11 protein-coding genes are annotated in these 16,328 nt (G+C 34.2%); 9 read left to right on the top strand and 2 right to left on the bottom strand.

All coding sequences use genetic code 11. The features are described 5' to 3' along the window. Nucleotides 1–88 precede the first annotated feature (88 nt). Nucleotides 89–1,609 carry a 2,3-bisphosphoglycerate-independent phosphoglycerate mutase gene (gene gpmI, locus FA046_RS11990; RefSeq protein WP_136826764.1) on the top strand — a complete coding sequence of 507 codons (1,521 nt, stop codon included), beginning with the start codon at nt 89–91 and terminating at the stop codon, nt 1,607–1,609. After that, nucleotides 1,609–2,139, top strand: a complete 531-nt coding sequence (locus tag FA046_RS11985; protein WP_136826763.1) for a hypothetical protein — start codon at nt 1,609–1,611, stop codon at nt 2,137–2,139. The genes gpmI and FA046_RS11985 overlap by 1 nt, the downstream gene beginning before the upstream one ends. 2 nt (nt 2,140–2,141) lie before the next feature. Here FA046_RS11985 and FA046_RS11980 read toward each other — a convergent pair whose 3' ends face one another. Continuing rightward, entirely contained in the window at nt 2,142–2,759 is a 618-nt protein-coding gene (locus FA046_RS11980; protein ID WP_136826762.1) for a tetratricopeptide repeat protein, read from the bottom strand. Between the two features lie 257 nt (nt 2,760–3,016). Here FA046_RS11980 and lon point away from each other — a divergent pair, with 257 nt between their 5' ends. After that, nucleotides 3,017–5,494 carry an endopeptidase La gene (gene lon, locus FA046_RS11975; protein WP_136826761.1) on the top strand — a complete coding sequence of 826 codons (2,478 nt, stop codon included), beginning with the start codon at nt 3,017–3,019 and terminating at the stop codon, nt 5,492–5,494. A gap of 58 nt (nt 5,495–5,552) precedes the next feature. Continuing rightward, nucleotides 5,553–6,506, top strand: coding sequence for a lipid A deacylase LpxR family protein (locus FA046_RS11970; RefSeq protein WP_136826760.1), 954 nt, complete (start codon nt 5,553–5,555; stop codon nt 6,504–6,506). Here FA046_RS11970 and arfB read toward each other — a convergent pair. Next, nucleotides 6,503–6,916: an alternative ribosome rescue aminoacyl-tRNA hydrolase ArfB gene (arfB, locus tag FA046_RS11965; RefSeq protein WP_136826759.1), complete on the bottom strand. Its 414-nt coding sequence runs from the start codon at nt 6,914–6,916 to the stop codon at nt 6,503–6,505. The genes FA046_RS11970 and arfB overlap by 4 nt on opposite strands. A 103-nt stretch (nt 6,917–7,019) precedes the next feature. Here arfB and porQ point away from each other — a divergent pair, with 103 nt between their 5' ends. The 5 genes from porQ to rpsA all read left to right on the top strand — a co-directional run bounded on the left by porQ (nt 7,020) and on the right by rpsA (nt 16,203). Beyond that, complete coding sequence (porQ, locus tag FA046_RS11960) at nt 7,020–8,081, top strand: type IX secretion system protein PorQ (protein ID WP_136826758.1); 1,062 nt, start codon at nt 7,020–7,022, stop codon at nt 8,079–8,081. Between the two features lie 35 nt (nt 8,082–8,116). Beyond that, the gene (gene cmk / locus FA046_RS11955) at nt 8,117–8,800 is read left to right on the top strand and encodes a (d)CMP kinase (RefSeq protein WP_136826757.1); all 684 of its coding nucleotides are present in this window, start codon (nt 8,117–8,119) and stop codon (nt 8,798–8,800) included. Nucleotides 8,801–8,981: 181 nt separating this feature from the next. Continuing rightward, a complete protein-coding gene (locus tag FA046_RS11950) occupies nt 8,982–11,135 on the top strand; it encodes a rhamnogalacturonan lyase family protein (RefSeq protein WP_136826756.1) in 2,154 nt (717 codons plus the stop codon). Between the two features lie 30 nt (nt 11,136–11,165). Continuing rightward, nucleotides 11,166–13,658, top strand: coding sequence for a hypothetical protein (locus FA046_RS11945; protein ID WP_136826755.1), 2,493 nt, complete (start codon nt 11,166–11,168; stop codon nt 13,656–13,658). A gap of 589 nt (nt 13,659–14,247) precedes the next feature. Beyond that, a complete protein-coding gene (rpsA, locus tag FA046_RS11940) occupies nt 14,248–16,203 on the top strand; it encodes a 30S ribosomal protein S1 (RefSeq protein ID WP_136826754.1) in 1,956 nt (651 codons plus the stop codon). Nucleotides 16,204–16,328 lie beyond the last annotated feature (125 nt).

Below are 16,328 nucleotides of genomic sequence, written 5' to 3'. Positions count from 1 at the left end.
ACATAAACAGTGCCAAAGGTGATTAAAATGTTTTATTAAAGCAAAATGTTTTCACACTGCTTGATTTTAAAATTTTTATATTTGCATTGTGAGAAATAAAAAAGTTGCACTCTTAATTTTAGATGGCTGGGGTTACGGCAAAAACGACTCTTCAAACGCCGTTTACGCGGCAAATACGCCGTTTTTTGATAATTGTTTAAAAACCTATCCTAACTCTAGATTGTTAGCTTCTGGTGAAGCCGTGGGTTTGCCAGCCGGACAAATGGGAAATTCAGAAGTTGGGCACATGAACCTTGGTGCAGGCAGAATTGTTTACCAAGAATTAGGAAGAATACACAAAGCGGTTAAAGATGGAGAATTTAAAACCAATGAAGTTTTAAAAACGGCTTTTGAATACGCTAAGGAAAATAATAAAGACGTCCACTTTATAGGCTTGGTTTCTGATGGTGGTGTACATGCTCATACCTCTCATTTAAAAGGTTTGTGTGATGCAGCAAAATATTTTAATCTTGAAAATGTTTTTATCCATGCATTTTTAGATGGTAGAGATACTGATCCAAACGCCGGAATAGATTACCTCAAAAATCTAAATACTTTTTTAGAAAATTCTACAGGCAAGGTAGCGTCTGTTATTGGCAGATATTACGCCATGGATAGAGACAACAGATGGGAAAGAGTTAAGCTAGCTTATGATCTTTTGGTACATGGCGAAGGGGAAAAAGTCACTGATTTAGTAAATAGTGTAGCTCAATCTTATGTACAAGGAGTAACGGATGAATTTATTAAACCTTTAGTAAAAATTGATGCTTTTGGAAATCCTATTGCCACAATTAAAGATGGCGATGTGGTAATTTGTTTCAATTTTAGAACAGATAGAGGAAGAGAAATTACCACTGCCTTAACCCAAAAAGAATTTCCGGATTACAATATGAAGCCTTTAAATCTTCATTATGTAACCATGACAACTTATGACGAAACATTTAACAACGTAAAAGTAGTTTTCACAAAAGATGATTTATCACAAACCTTAGGCGAAGTTTTAGAAAAACACCATAAAAACCAAATTAGAATTGCCGAAACGGAGAAGTATCCTCACGTAACTTTCTTTTTCTCTGGCGGAAGAGAAAAAGAATTTGAAAATGAAAAAAGGATTATGATCCCCTCTCCAAAGGTAGCCACTTATGATTTACAACCAGAAATGAGTGCCCAAGGAATTAGAGATGCTATTATTCCAGAGTTAGAAAAAGGTTGGGCTGATTTTATTTGCTTAAATTTTGCTAATCCAGATATGGTGGGACATACCGGAGTTTTTAGTGCCGTTGTAAAAGCAGTTGAAACTGTAGATGCCTGCACACAAGCTGTTGTAGAAGCTGGTCAAAAAAATGGCTATTCCTTTATTATTATTGCAGATCATGGTAATGCCGACTATATGATTAATGAAGACGGTTCTCCTAATACCGCTCACAGCACCAATCTTGTCCCTTGTATTTTAATTGATGAGGATTATAAAACAATAAGAGATGGAAAACTAGGAGACATTGCACCTACTATCCTTAAATTATTAAATATAGAAGCTCCTGAAAAAATGACGGGTTCAGTTTTAATCTAATGTTGAACTTACTTAGAGCTATTATTATTGTTTTTTTGTTGAGCGGGTGTTTTTCTAAAGAAACAGAAAAATCTCGCCAACAAATTTATTATTTTGATTTAAAGGATTATTTCTCTAAAACTGCCTTGCAGCTAAACAAAATAAATCCCACCATTAATAAATCGGTATCAAAAAATAATATTGAGGAAACTCAAAATCTGACTATAAAAAATTGGAATCAGGAGTTGGCTTTATTTATAGAATCTGATATTAATAAAGCAGCTTGGAAAGATAGTTATATTAAAGATTCTACCGCAACAAAAACTACTTATACGGCTAATGATGAGGATTTAAGAACTCAAAAAATTGAACTATTTTTTGAAAACGGAATCTTAGCAAAAATTAAAATCAATTCTAAAGTAGATAATCTGCTTTATCAAACCAAAGAAGATTTAGAATTCATTCCAGATTCTGCTTACAGCATCAAAAAATATCAAAAAGTAATTTTATTAGGAGAAAACAATTATTTGATAAAAGCTAAACTCAATTAGAATTATCTTATTTCTGCCAATATCTGTTTAGATTTTTCTATCTGATTTAGAATATCTTTTCTAGTGCCATTTTCATCTAAAACCCTTTGCAAATCTGTAATTGACGCATGCATAGAATTAATTACTGCTGATTTGTTGTAGGTATCATTAATTTTTTGACTCTTAAAAATTCCATACTCCTGATAAGCCAAACCCCTATTTTGATACACTTTCATATCATTAGGATTCAAATCAATAGAAGTAGAAAAATCTTTAATTGCACTTAGTAATAACTTTTCTTTTTCTATAGAACGATAATCTTTTATAGAATTAGAAAGCAAAACTTTAGCCTTACCCCTGTAATAGTAAGCTACAGTTTCGGTAGGCTTCATGGTAATTAATTTATTAAAGGCATCTACAGATTTTCTATACTCAGCAGCATGATAGTTAGAATATCCCATTAACCATAGTGCATTCATGTTACTATTGTCAGTAGCGTACGCTTTTTCAAAGTAACTTGCGGCAGTTCTAAACTCGCCTCCCATCATTGCTTTTTGCCCCAAACGCTCAAACGGGGTTTGAGCTATTACTGTACTAAATGAAATTACACTAAAAAAAATTAATAAAATTTGCTTGTTCATTTTATAAAATGGAAAAATCCGAATTTCAAATTTAATATTCAATTACAATAACGTGGCTATTTTACTATTATTTCCTGAAAACAAACTGACTTTATTTCATACACCCAACAAATACCCCTCCAATTAAATCTAAAAAACAGATTTTATATGCTTAAAATAGAATTGGCATAACTGTTGCAAATTTGTTTGTGTATTCACAATACGCAGTTTTAACAGATGTTTTCTGTCAATTTGGCGTTCAATCATGAAAATTATATATGAGCAAATTCGATAATTTCGACTTTAACCACGCATTACCATTAATTAATGAAGATACAGAATTCTTTCCTCTCATGTCTCAAGAAGACGAGGAGGAGATGAACAATGAGCAAACTCCAGAGATTTTATCTATTCTGCCTTTAAGAAACACCGTTCTTTTTCCGGGAGTAGTTATTCCTATTACCGTTGGCAGAGATAAATCTATCAAACTGATAAAAGATGCCTATAAAGGAAAGAAAATTATAGGGGTAGTTGCCCAAAAAGATGTAAGCATTGAAGACCCAACTTTTAGCGACTTAAATACGGTAGGTACAGTTGCCGTTATTGTAAAAATGCTTCAAATGCCCGATGGAAATACCACGGTAATTATTCAAGGCAAAAACAGGTTTCAATTGGTAGATGAAGTTCAATCTGAGCCTTACCTTAAAGCTTCTGTTCAAAAATTTGAAGAAATTAGACCAAAGGTTGATAAAGAATTTAAAGCTATGGTGGCTTCTGTAAAGGAGTTAGCCATGCAAATTATTCAGTTTTCTCCAAATATTCCTTCCGAAGCTGCTATTGCGATAAAAAACATAGAAAGTATTCCTTTCTTAATCAACTTTATTTCATCTAACATGAATGCCGCCGTTGCAGATAAGCAACTGATGTTGGAAGTGGCTAATTTAAGAGACCGAGCCACCATGGTTTTAGAACATTTGAGTACTGAATTACAAATGTTAGAACTTAAAAACCAAATTCAAAGTAGAGTAAAGGTAGATTTAGACAAGCAGCAACGAGATTATTTTTTAAATCAACAATTAAAAACCATTCAGGAAGAGCTAGGTGGCAACTCTCCAGACATGGAAATTGAAGATTTAAGATTAAAAGGCAAGAAAAAACAATGGAGTAAGGAAACTGCCACTCATTTTAACAAAGAACTAGATAAATTAATGAGAATGAATCCGGCAGCGGCCGATTACTCTTTACAAATTAATTATTTAGAAGTCCTGTTAGATTTACCTTGGTCTCATTTTACCAAAGATAATTTTGATTTAAAAAGAGCCGAGAAGATTTTAGATAAAGACCATTATGGTTTAGATAAAGTTAAAAAGCGTATCATAGAATATTTAGCTGTTTTAAAATTAAAACACAATATGAAAGCGCCAATTCTTTGTTTAGTAGGCCCTCCGGGAGTTGGAAAAACCTCTTTAGGTAAATCTATAGCCAAAGCTTTGGGAAGAAAATACGTGAGAATGGCTTTAGGTGGCATTAGAGATGAAGCCGAAATTCGTGGTCATCGTAAAACCTATATTGGTGCCATGCCAGGTAGAATTATTCAATCTATTAAAAAGGCAGGTTCTTCTAATCCGGTTTTTGTTTTAGATGAAATTGATAAAGTTGGAAACGATTTTAGAGGAGATCCATCATCAGCTTTGCTAGAAGTTTTAGATCCAGAACAAAATAATGCTTTCGCAGATCATTTCCTAGAATTAGATTACGATCTTTCTAATGTGATGTTTATCGCAACAGCAAATTCATTAAGTAGCATACAACCTGCTTTATTAGACAGGATGGAAATTATTGAAGTAAATGGCTACACCATTGAAGAAAAAATAGAGATTTCTAAAAAACATTTGATTCCAAAACAAAGGGAACAACACGGCTTAAAAACCAAAGACATTAATTTAAAAGCTACCGTAGTAGAAAAAATTATTGAAGATTATACTCGTGAATCTGGTGTGCGTGGTTTAGAAAAAGCAATTGGATCTGTGGTGCGTGGTGCCGCTACTAAAATTGCGATGGAAGAAACTTACAATCCTACTTTCTCTTATGAGGATATTAAAAAAACCTTAGGCCCAGCTTATTACGATAAAGATATTTATGAAAATAACGAAGTTGCCGGTGTGGTTACAGGTTTGGCCTGGACACAAGTTGGTGGCGATATCCTTTTTATAGAGAGCAGCTTAAGCCCAGGCAAAGGAAAAATGACTTTGACTGGTAATTTAGGAGATGTGATGAAAGAATCGGCAGTAATTGCTATGGCTTTTATCAGAGCACATGCTGATGATTTAGGAATAGATCATCGAGTTTTTGACCAATGGGATTTACATATTCACGTTCCGGCGGGTGCTACTCCAAAAGATGGCCCATCAGCTGGAATTACCATGTTAACGGCTTTAACATCGGTATTTACCCAAAGACAAGTAAAAAACCATTTAGCCATGACAGGAGAAATTACCTTGAGGGGAAAAGTTTTACCTGTTGGCGGTATTAAAGAGAAAATTCTTGCGGCTAAAAGAGCAAATATTAAAGATGTAATTTTATCAAAATCTAACGAGAAAGATATTTTAGAGATTAAAGCTGATTATATCAAAGACATGAATTTTCATTATGTAACTGATATGTTGAGTGTGGTAAAGCTTGCTTTATTAGATAAAAAAGTTAAAAACGCTTTAAATATTGTTTACAAAGAAGAGCCAGCTAAACAAATCGCTTAAAGCATTTATAGATTTTTATAGTAATTTTAAAAGCCGGAAAACACTTCCGGCTTTTTTTATGAAACAATACTTAAAATTTGTCTTTGCAATTTCTTTTGGCATTATTGGTTTAAAGAGTTACGCTCAACAAAAAACTTATAAAAACGAAATTGGCTTCAACAGTGAAAATGATTCTTTTTTAGCTACCGGGCAGGATAGATATTATACCAATGGTTTGTTTGTTAATTTTAGAAGCGCTTTAGTTGTAGATACCTTAAAATTCAGAAAAAAGATATGGAGTATTGATTTTGGGCAGCAATTATTTAATGCCCAAACTGGCGCTGTACCCAATATCACCTTTGTTGACCGCCCTTTTGCAGCTTATTTATACGTTGGTGCTTCTATCCAATATTTTGATAAAAAAGAAAACAGCACTAAATTAAGTGTGCAAATTGGAACCATAGGGCCACGAGCTTTTGGAAGGCAAACCCAAGAAATTATTCACGAAACCTTTGGTTTTTACGATATAAACGGATGGCAATTTCAGGTGAATAACGAAATTGGAGTTAATTTAAAGCTAAATTCTCACGTTTTACTTTATCGTTCTAAAAACAAAAAAACCGATTTTTCTATGCCTTTAGAAGCTAGAATTGGCAACACTTTTTCTGGTTTAAAATATGGTATATTATTTAGAGCTGGCAACATCAATCCACTTTATCATTCTGTAGCTACGCAAAGTAATGTGAGTACTCATCAAGAAAATGGTGTAAACAAAAACGAATTTTACCTCTTCTTAAAACCATCTTTAGATGTTGTTTTATATGATGCCACTATAAAAGGAGGATTATTTAATGAAGATAAAGGTCCGCTGACTTTTAAAACCAAACCTTTGGTTTTTTCTCAAGAAGTGGGCTTGGCTTATGCCACCAAAAGATGGACTTTTGATTTTTCGGCAGTTTTTAAAACTAAAGAACTTAAAGAAATGCAGCAATCCAACCAATATGGGTCTTTAAATGTTTATTATCGGTTTTAAAAGGAATCCAATCCACCGCCCCTATTTATTTTCTTTAGCGATTTAATTCTTTTATCGTCTAATCGTTTTTTAACCGAGGAATAAGTAGGTTTTGATGGTTTCCTTTTTTTCTCTTCTTTAAGGCTTTCGCCGATGAGCTTAATGGTTTTTTTGATGGCAATTTCTTTATTTCTTAATTGCGTACGTTCTTCTTCGGCTACTACATGAAAAATTTCATCGTTAGAAATTCTATTTGCTAAACGCAAAGCTATTTTGCTTTTCTCATCTTCAGTAAAAAGTGTAGAAGCATTAAAATTCCAAAGCAATTCTACTTTAGTGCTCACCTTGTTAACATTTTGGCCTCCCTTTCCGCCGCTTCTAGAAGTTCTAAAAGAGAATTCCTTTTCTAACGCTTCCCTATTAATATTCATATCCTATTTTTCTATTCTATACAAAACAAAACAAACTGCTTTTAGATTTGCTAAACCACTCGGTTTTTAAATGTTTCATAATAAACGCTAAATTAGCCATCCAATGCGTAAAAATACGATCTTCTTTTTGTTTACCATTTTTTTGTTTGTCGCAAAAACCACCTTTGCTCAAACTGGTGGAAAAGGAGTTTTTAGGTTTTTAAACCTACCAAATGCATCAAAAACAGCGGCTTTAGGAAATGCTTTTCCAGTCAGTAATCAACCAGATTTTACACAAGCTTTTCAAAATCCTTCATTAATTAATGATGATGCCGCAGGCGTTTTAGCTTTAAATTACAGTAATTATATTTCTGATATCAACTTTGGATCTATCCAATATGGTTTGAAATTAAAAAATACAACAGTAATTTCAACCGGATTAATGTTTGTCAACTATGGTGATTTTGAGGAGATTGATGCTAGTGGAAACGCTACAGGAAACACTTTTTCGGCAGGAGATTATCTTTTAAATATCGGCTATGCCAAAAACTGGAAACAAAAAATTTATTATGGTGCCAATGCAAAAATCATCTATGGTGCTTATGATATTTACCGGTCTTTTGCTTTAGCTACAGATTTGGCTATCACTTATAAAGATTCGGCAAGTAATATGGCTACCGGCATTATTTTTAAAAACATAGGTTATCAAATCAAACCTTTTGACCAAAAAAGAGAAAGTTTACCTTTTGAAATTGCTCTTTCCTTTTCCCAAAAACTAAAATACGCTCCGTTTAGGTATCATATCAGCTATACTAATTTACAAAACTTTAACCTCAGCTATCAAGATCCAAATAATGAGGATGAAGAATTAGATTTACTCACCGGAGAACCCATCAAAGATAAAGTAGGTTTTGCCAGTCGCTTTTCCAGACATTTTATTTTTGGTGCCGAATTATTATTATCCCCATCGTTTAACATCCAGGCTGGATATAATCTGCAAAAAAACAAAGAATTAAATTTGAGCGGAACTGGTGGTTTAGCAGGCTTCTCTTTTGGCTTTATGTTAAAATTAAAAAAACTGAGTATTGGCTATGCCAACGCCAGATTAAATGCTGCCGGAAGCAACAATTACTTTAGTGTGCAACTACAACCCAGCTTTTTAAAGCTAAAAATCAATAAAATTTAGAGTCAATTTAAAGCTTTAATGTAACTTTGAACCCAATGAGCAAAAATATTGTAGTAGCCATAGATGGTTACTCTTCTTGTGGCAAGAGCACTTTAGCCAAAGCATTAGCAAAAAAATTACACTTTATTTATGTTGATAGTGGCGCCATGTATAGAGCGGTTACCCTCTATTTCTTAAGAAATGATACCGATCTTAACAATCACGACTTAATTATTGATGCGCTGCAACATATTGATTTAAATTTCCATTCCAGAGATTACCAATCGCATATTTTATTAAACGGAGAAGAAGTTTCTGAAGAAATTCGTCAGATGCCCGTTTCTGAAAACGTAAGTAGAATTTCGGCTATTAAAGAAGTGCGCCAAGCCATGGTAAAGCAGCAGCAAAAAATGGGAAAGTCTAAAAATATGGTAATGGATGGCAGAGATATTGGCACCGTTGTTTTCCCTCACGCTCAAGTTAAATTGTTTATGACTGCCGACCCAAAAATTAGAGCAGAAAGAAGATATAAAGAATTGATAGCCAAAGGCGAAGAGGTAAGTTTAGAAGAAATTTTTGAAAACCTGGCTCATAGAGATTATCAAGATACTACAAGAGAAGAAAGTCCGCTTACAAGAGCAGAAGACGCTATTATTTTAGATAACACCAATTTAACAGAAGAAGAGCAGTTAAAATTTGCCATTGGTAAAATTGAGCCATTTGTAGTTTCTCACAATTAGAATCCTTCCTGTTTTTTTAAATAATTACGATTTAATCTTGTTTTGCCTAACCTAACAAGATTAAAAACATGGCTAAACTTTAACAGGATGGCACAGGTTGCTTCTTTCCCTTCAAATTTATAATATAGCTATCCAAACCAGAGATCATTTCTCACAATTATAAACTTGATATTTTCTTTTTATGAATAAAAAAATACCTGTTAGCGTTAAAGCATTTTTAATACTTGTACTTTTTTTATTTCCAAATTTAAATTACGCACAAGATGCTGTAGTAAGCACACCTAAGCAAGTTGAAAGATTAGACAGAGGATTAGTTGCGGTAAGAGCTACCACCAATAAAGTTTTTATAAGTTGGCGATTATTTGGAACCGACCCTTCTGAAATTACTTTTAACCTCTATAAAGGCGGTGTTAAATTAAATACTACACCAATATCTACTTCCACAAATTATGAGGATCTCACCTCAACAAACAGCACCTATACCGTTAGGGCAGTATTAAATGGAATTGAGCAACAAGAATCTAAACCTGTAACGGTTTGGGCACAAACTTTTTTAAACATTCCTATTGAAGCTCCAGCAAGTGGAACCACACCAACAGGTGAAGTTTATACTTACAACGCCAATGATTGCAGTGTTGGCGATGTTGATGGAGATGGTGAATATGAAATTATTGTAAAATGGGACCCTTCTAACTCCAAAGACAATTCATTAGCCGGCTATACCGGAAATGTATATTTAGATGCCTATAAGTTAAATGGAACTAAATTATGGCGCATAGATTTAGGTAAAAACATAAGAGCAGGTGCCCATTACACTCAATTTATGGTGTATGATTTAGATGGCGATGGCAAGGCCGAAATAGCCTGTAAAACAGCCGATGGAACTATTGACGGCACAGGTATAGTTGTTGGTAATGCAACGGCTGATTACAGAACTACAAATGGCTATATTTTAAGTGGCCCCGAGTTTTTAACCATTTTTAATGGCGAAACTGGTAAAGCTATGGCTACCACAAATTATTTACCTGCTAGAGGAACGGTTTCTTCTTGGGGAGATAATTATGGAAACCGAGTAGATAGATTTATTGCTGCCGTAGCTTACGTTGATGGAGCAAGACCTAGCTTAATTATGGGAAGAGGTTATTATACCAGACTGGTAAGAGTGGCCTGGGATTGGCGAAACGGACAATTAACACAACGGTGGATTTTTGACAGCAACGCTACTGGTAATAGTAATTATGCTGGGCAAGGCAACCACCAAATGGCTACAGGTGATGTTGATGGCGATGGTAAAGACGAAATTTTTAACGGTTCAAGCGCCATAAATGATAATGGAAGTGGATTATGGACCGATAGAAAAGGACATGGTGACGCACTCCATTTAAGTGATATGGATACTGATATTGCAGGCCAAGAATTATGGATGTGCCATGAAGATCAAAGTTCTTATGGCGGAACCGGATTAACCTTAAGAAAAGCTAAAACCGGAGAATTAATTTGGGGAGTGCAAGCTACCGGAGATATAGGTAGAGCCATGGCCGCAGATATAGACCCGCAATATCCTGGTTATGAATTATGGGGATCTACAGGAGGAAATGTTTACACTAATAAAGGAGTTGCAATTAGCACAAAAGTACCTGCATATAATTTTGGTATTTGGTGGGATGGAGATTTAAGTCGTGAGATATTAGATGGAACCATCATGAATAAGTGGAATACTGTTACTAAAACTTCCGACCGTTTATTAACTATTTATAATTTTGGCAATGTTTCTTCAAATAACTCCACAAAATCAAATCCCGGATTATCAGCCGATATTTTAGGAGATTGGAGAGAAGAAATGATTTTTAGAAGTTCGGACAGTAAAAACTTAGTATTATTTACAACAACCTACCCTACTTCGCAACGTATTTATACATTAATGCATGATACGCAATACAGAACCGCTATTGCATGGCAAAACTCGGCATACAACCAACCGCCTAATCCAAGTTTCTTTTTAGGTACAGGAATGGCAACACCGCCAGTTCCAAATATCACTTATGCTGGCCCAGTAAGCACTTCTTTAATCCCTTTAAAGAAAAATGTAGAAACCCTAAATTTTTACCCCAACCCAATAAAAGATTTTATACGTTTAGACATTAAAAGCACTCACCCAAACCTCAAACTCGCATTAGCCAATTCATTTGGACAAATGATGATGGAGGTAAATGGCGATATTGATTACTTAAATAGCTTTTTAAACGGACATGTTAAATCTTTAAAAACCGGTTTATATATTTTAACTGTAAGCGATCAATCAAAAACATACAGTGCTAAAATTATTAAAGAATAAGCCAAAACAACATATTATCTTGCTAATTAAATGAAAAAACTATTTACGCTTATCTTTTTAGTACTGCTTTGTAACTTAAAAGTTCAAAGTCAAAGTGCTCCGAATAATACTGCTGGGGTTAAACTTTTTTTTGAAAAAGCCTATCTCCACACAGATCGTGAGGTTTACATTGGTGGCGAAACTTTGTGGTTTAGCGCTTTCTTGGTAAATGCACAAAACAATTCTTTCACAAATTCAAGCAATACCTTATATGTAGAGCTAATTTCTACCGCACAAAACAAAAATGCAGAAGTTGTAGACAAAAAAATTATCAGGATTGAACAAGGAAAAGGTGCCGGAGATTTTAAATTACAAGACTCTATTGGTGCTGGGAATTATACTTTAAGAGCATGGACCAATTGGATGCGAAACTTTGGCGACCAATTTATATTTGAAAAAGAAATTAAAATATTAAGCAGTTTTGAAATTAAGGCTGATGATAGCAACACCAAAAAGAAGAATCCGATAAAAACAAGCTCCTCCACCCTAAGCGAAACTAACCTATCCTCCAAAGAAAATATTCAGTTTTTTCCAGAAGGCGGCTCCATGCTAGAGAATACTGCTAGTATTGTAGCCTTTAAAGCAGTAAATGCTAATGGAAACAATATTGGTGTGGAAGGTATAATTACCAATAAAAGTGGCGAAACTATTGCTAAATTATCAAGCCAAAATGGATCAGGGATGTTTTTAATTCAGCCAGAAGCGACACAAATTTATACTGCATCTGGCGTTTACAGCAATGGTCAAAAATTTAGTACCACGCTTCCAAAAGTTTTAAGCAACGGCTACAGCATAAGAATAGTAGAAAAAGACAGTTTAATTAATGTATATATTAATCAAATTAACGAAGGTGAAAAAGAAGTGCTTTTAACTGGAAAAACCAGAGGAAAAACCTATTTCTCTACTCAGTTTATGGCTAAAGATTTACTCAGTTTAGTACAAATTCCTAAAAAGGATTTTCCCGAAGGCATTATGGCCATCACATTATATGATAACAAAGGCCGCCCAAATTGTGAACGATTGGTTTATATAGACAAAAAAGAAACTCCAAAAATCACCATCACCACAGATAAAGCAATTTATAAGTCGAAAGAAAAAGTTACTTTAAATATTAAATCTGTTGATAGTAAAAATAATCCCATTCCGGCAGTAATTTCTTTAGCCGCTTTAGACGCTAGGCTAATTCCTGCAAACCAAATGAATATCCTATCTTATTTATTACTAGAATCTGAGTTGAAAGGAAAAATAGAAAATCCTACCCAGTATTTTGATAAGAATAACCCAGATAGATTTAAGCAACTCAATTTACTTTTATTGACCCAAGGCTGGCGTGATTTTTTATGGAGACGACTGGTTGATGAGCAACTTAAAATATCTAATGTTGCCGAGAAAGGAATCACAGTATCAGGAAATGTAAACCAAACTTTTTCTGGAAAACCTATACCAAATTCAAACATCACCTTGTTTGCCAACAATGCTAAAGGCGATAAATTATTCTCAGGCAGAACAGACTCTACAGGTGTTTTTAATATTTACGGATTAGAAATTTATGGCTACCAAATTATTAAACTTTCATCTGCAGATGATAAGGGAAAAAAGAATGGCTCTTTACAATTAGATTCTTTGTATAAAGGAATCCCCCTTTTAAATAAAGTCACAAACCAATTAGACACCGTTTTATTTGATCAAAAAATGGCTAAAGAAATGGCCATCAGGAATCAGAAAAAAGTGAGCATTACTGATACCATTCAGTTAGCCGAAGTAAAAATAAACGGAGATAAAAGCACTCGTTTATTTGGAGATGTGGCTAGCGGTTTTGGTTATCCTGATGAAAGCTTTACTGTAACCTCCAAAGATTTAGATTTCACTAATTTAGGGCATTACCTTTTGTATAAATCTAAACAAGCGGTAGAAAAAACAGATGTAGAAGACCCTGGCAAAAGCCGAATAGTTTTTCCGTTTTTTGGTAAAAACTTGCAGCCTTTAATTATTGTAAACGGAAAAGAGCTCCCCTTTACCGCAGATGACCCACAAGAAGTAAAGGATAATTATTACAGTACTTATTACAGTATACCAATGAATAAGGTAGAAAAAGTAGTGATTAAACATTTAGTGGGCGGCAATAAATTGTCTTTAGGTGCAGAATCTGAAATGTCTGAAATTAGTAAAGAAAGAGATGTATTTATCATCTATTTAACTTTAAAACCTGGCGCTATAGATCGTAAAAACGTTCATACCCTTAATGAACAGGTAGATGGTTATTATGAAACACGCTTATTTTACAATCCTATTTCTGGAAACACAAGCAATCCCAACCAAAACACCACTATTTACTGGAAACCAAGTGTTTTCACTAATGAAAATGGAGAAGCCCAAGTCACTTTTTACAATACAGACACCAAATCTAAAGTTAACATTACAGCAGAAGGCTTAACTTTTAATGGCATTCCGCTAGTTACTAATGCTGTTTTTGAGGTGAAGTGAGTTCAGTTGGGAGTTATCAGTTCTCGGTTGTGGGTTCTCTGCTGTGAGTAATTGAAAGTTATCCTTTCTCTGTCCAAGCAGAGTCTCCGTTTAGGGACTCTGCGTTATTATTTTTAAGCAATTTTGTACTGATTAAATCAATATCTGCTTAAGCAAGATCTCTTTTTTTTAATCTAAGTAACTTCATCAATTACCATTAATAGTAGCAAAACCCTAAGTTAAATAAACCTGATAGCAGCGGTAGCTTTTTGCGTTTGGGTAAAAGGGCAGGCCTGCAAAAACTTTAGCGAATAGCAGGACTGGCGGGAAATAGTAGCACTACAGCACCTTTTCATAAAGTAAGTTTACTGATATAGTCCTAAAATAAGTTTACCTAAATTTACGCAGGGTCCTTTACAAGAGACCCTGCTCGGACAAAATTGATTACCGACAACCAATAACTGATAACTGTTAACCAACATTGGATAACCGATAACTGACTACTAACCTATTCACAATCAACAATAATCAATTTAAAAACTTTTTATTCAAAATATATATTCTTACCTTTGCAGTCCCCAAAGCGGGAAAAAAGGAGACAAATTATTTAATGGCAAAAAAACAAGTAGCAGAAAAGGAGTTACAAGCTAAACAAGCTGAGCTTCAAGACACTGAAATTAAAGTGAAAGAGGTATTTGAGTCAGAAGCTGATTCTTTATCTATTGAGGATATTAAATCCTCAGCCCTACAGGCAAATTCTGAAGATTTTGACTGGGATGCAGACGATAAAATGTTTGGTCATTACAGCAAAGCAGAACGCGAAAAAATGGAAGAAATGTACTCTGGTACTTTCAATTCTGTTAACAAAGGAGAAATCATCTCTGGTGTGGTAGTTACTATCAACAGCAAAGATGTGGTTTTAAACATCGGATTTAAATCTGACGGTTTAGTACCAGTAAACGAATTCCGTGATATGCCCGATTTGAAAAAAGGCGACACAGTTGACGTTTTTGTAGAACAAAGAGAAGATGAAAATGGACAGTTAGTTTTATCTCGTAAGAGAGCAAAAACTCAACGTTCATGGGAAATGATTAATGCAGCTTTAGAAAACGATACTATTATTAACGGTTTTGTTAAGAGTAGAACTAAAGGTGGTTTAATTGTAGATATTATTGGTGTTGAAGCCTTTTTACCAGGTTCTCAAATTGACATCAAGCCTATTAGAGATTACGATGTTTACGTTGGTAAAACAATGGAATTTAAGGTTGTTAAAATCAACCACGAATTTAAAAACGTAGTAGTTTCTCACAAAGTATTGATTGAAGACGATTTGGAAAGCCAAAAAGTTGAAATCGTTTCTAAATTAGAAAAAGGACAAGTACTTGAAGGAACTGTTAAAAACATTACTGATTTTGGTGTATTCATTGATTTAGGTGGTGTTGACGGTTTATTACACATCACTGATATTTCTTGGGGACGTATTGAGCATCCAAGAGAGGTTTTATCTTTAGATGAGAAAGTAAACGTAGTAGTTTTAGATTTTGATGACGAGAAAAAACGTATCGCATTAGGTTTAAAACAACTTTCTGAGCATCCTTGGGCTTCTTTAGATACCGAACTTGGTATTGGTTCTAAAGTAAAAGGTAAGATTGTAACTGTAGCAGATTACGGTGCTTTCTTAGAAATTATCCCTGGAGTAGAAGGTTTAATTCACGTTTCTGAAATGTCTTGGTCTCAAAACTTACGTAACCCACAAGAGTTTATGAAAGTTGGTGACGAAGTTGAAGCTGTAGTTTTAACTTTAGACAGAGAAGAGCGTAAAATGTCATTAGGTATTAAGCAATTAACTCCAGATCCATGGGAGAAGGCAGTTGAGCGTTACCCAATTGGCAGCAAGCACAAAGCTATTGTTAAGAACATGACTAACTTTGGTGTGTTTGTAGAGATTGAAGAAGGAATTGACGGTTTAATCCATATTTCTGATTTATCTTGGTCTAAGAAAATTAACCACCCTAATGAATTTACTAAAGTTGGTGAAGAATTAGATGTTGTAGTTTTAGAATTAGACGTTGATAACCGTAAATTAAGCTTAGGTCACAAGCAATTAGAAGAGAATCCTTGGGAGACTTTTGAAACCATCTTCACTTTAGATTCAGTTCACGAAGGAACAGTAACTAAAGTAACAGATAAAGGTGCAATTATTGCTTTACCTTACGGCGTAGAAGGATTTGTTCCATCTAAGCACTTAGCTAAAGAAGACGGTACTACTTTAAAAGCAGAAGAAACTTCAGAATTCAAAATCATTGAATTTAACAAAGATTCTAAGCGTATAGTTGTTTCTCACGCTCGTATTTGGGAAGAAGAAAAAGCTGAAGCTGTTGCTGAAGAAAGAGCTGCTAAAAAGAAAGATGCAAAATCGGCCAATACAGCAGTGAAAAAAGTTAAGGATTCTGTAGAGAAATCTACTTTAGGAGACTTAGACGTTCTATCACAATTGAAAGATAAAATGGAAGGCGACGCTTTAAAAGCTGCTAAGAAAAAAGCAGAAACTAAAGAAACTAAGTAGTTTTCATTCTTTTAAATATTTAAATCCCCTTGGTGCAAACTGAGGGGATTTTTTTTGTGGTTCTATTTTTTTCTCTGTGAACTCTGCGATCTCTGTGGTGATAAATAAACATGCAGTGATTGCTT

Origin of the sequence: Pedobacter cryophilus, from assembly GCF_005116455.1 — a bacterium.
GTDB classification, from domain to species: Bacteria; Bacteroidota; Bacteroidia; order Sphingobacteriales; family Sphingobacteriaceae; genus Pseudopedobacter; species Pseudopedobacter cryophilum.
This window is presented reverse-complemented; position numbering and strand designations above follow the sequence as displayed.

Excerpts from the sequence above, each read along its gene's own strand:
- porQ (WP_136826758.1), top strand. The coding sequence starts at position 7,020 with ATGCGTAAAAATACGATCTTCTTTTTGTTTACCATTTTTTTGTTTGTC.
- rpsA (WP_136826754.1), top strand. The coding sequence starts at position 14,248 with ATGGCAAAAAAACAAGTAGCAGAAAAGGAGTTACAAGCTAAACAAGCT.
- arfB (WP_136826759.1), bottom strand. The coding sequence starts at position 6,916 with ATGAATATTAATAGGGAAGCGTTAGAAAAGGAATTCTCTTTTAGAACT.
- lon (WP_136826761.1), top strand. The coding sequence starts at position 3,017 with ATGAGCAAATTCGATAATTTCGACTTTAACCACGCATTACCATTAATT.
- FA046_RS11970 (WP_136826760.1), top strand. The coding sequence starts at position 5,553 with ATGAAACAATACTTAAAATTTGTCTTTGCAATTTCTTTTGGCATTATT.
- FA046_RS11985 (WP_136826763.1), top strand. The coding sequence starts at position 1,609 with ATGTTGAACTTACTTAGAGCTATTATTATTGTTTTTTTGTTGAGCGGG.
- cmk (WP_136826757.1), top strand. The coding sequence starts at position 8,117 with ATGAGCAAAAATATTGTAGTAGCCATAGATGGTTACTCTTCTTGTGGC.
- FA046_RS11980 (WP_136826762.1), bottom strand. The coding sequence starts at position 2,759 with ATGAACAAGCAAATTTTATTAATTTTTTTTAGTGTAATTTCATTTAGT.
- FA046_RS11945 (WP_136826755.1), top strand. The coding sequence starts at position 11,166 with ATGAAAAAACTATTTACGCTTATCTTTTTAGTACTGCTTTGTAACTTA.
- FA046_RS11950 (WP_136826756.1), top strand. The coding sequence starts at position 8,982 with ATGAATAAAAAAATACCTGTTAGCGTTAAAGCATTTTTAATACTTGTA.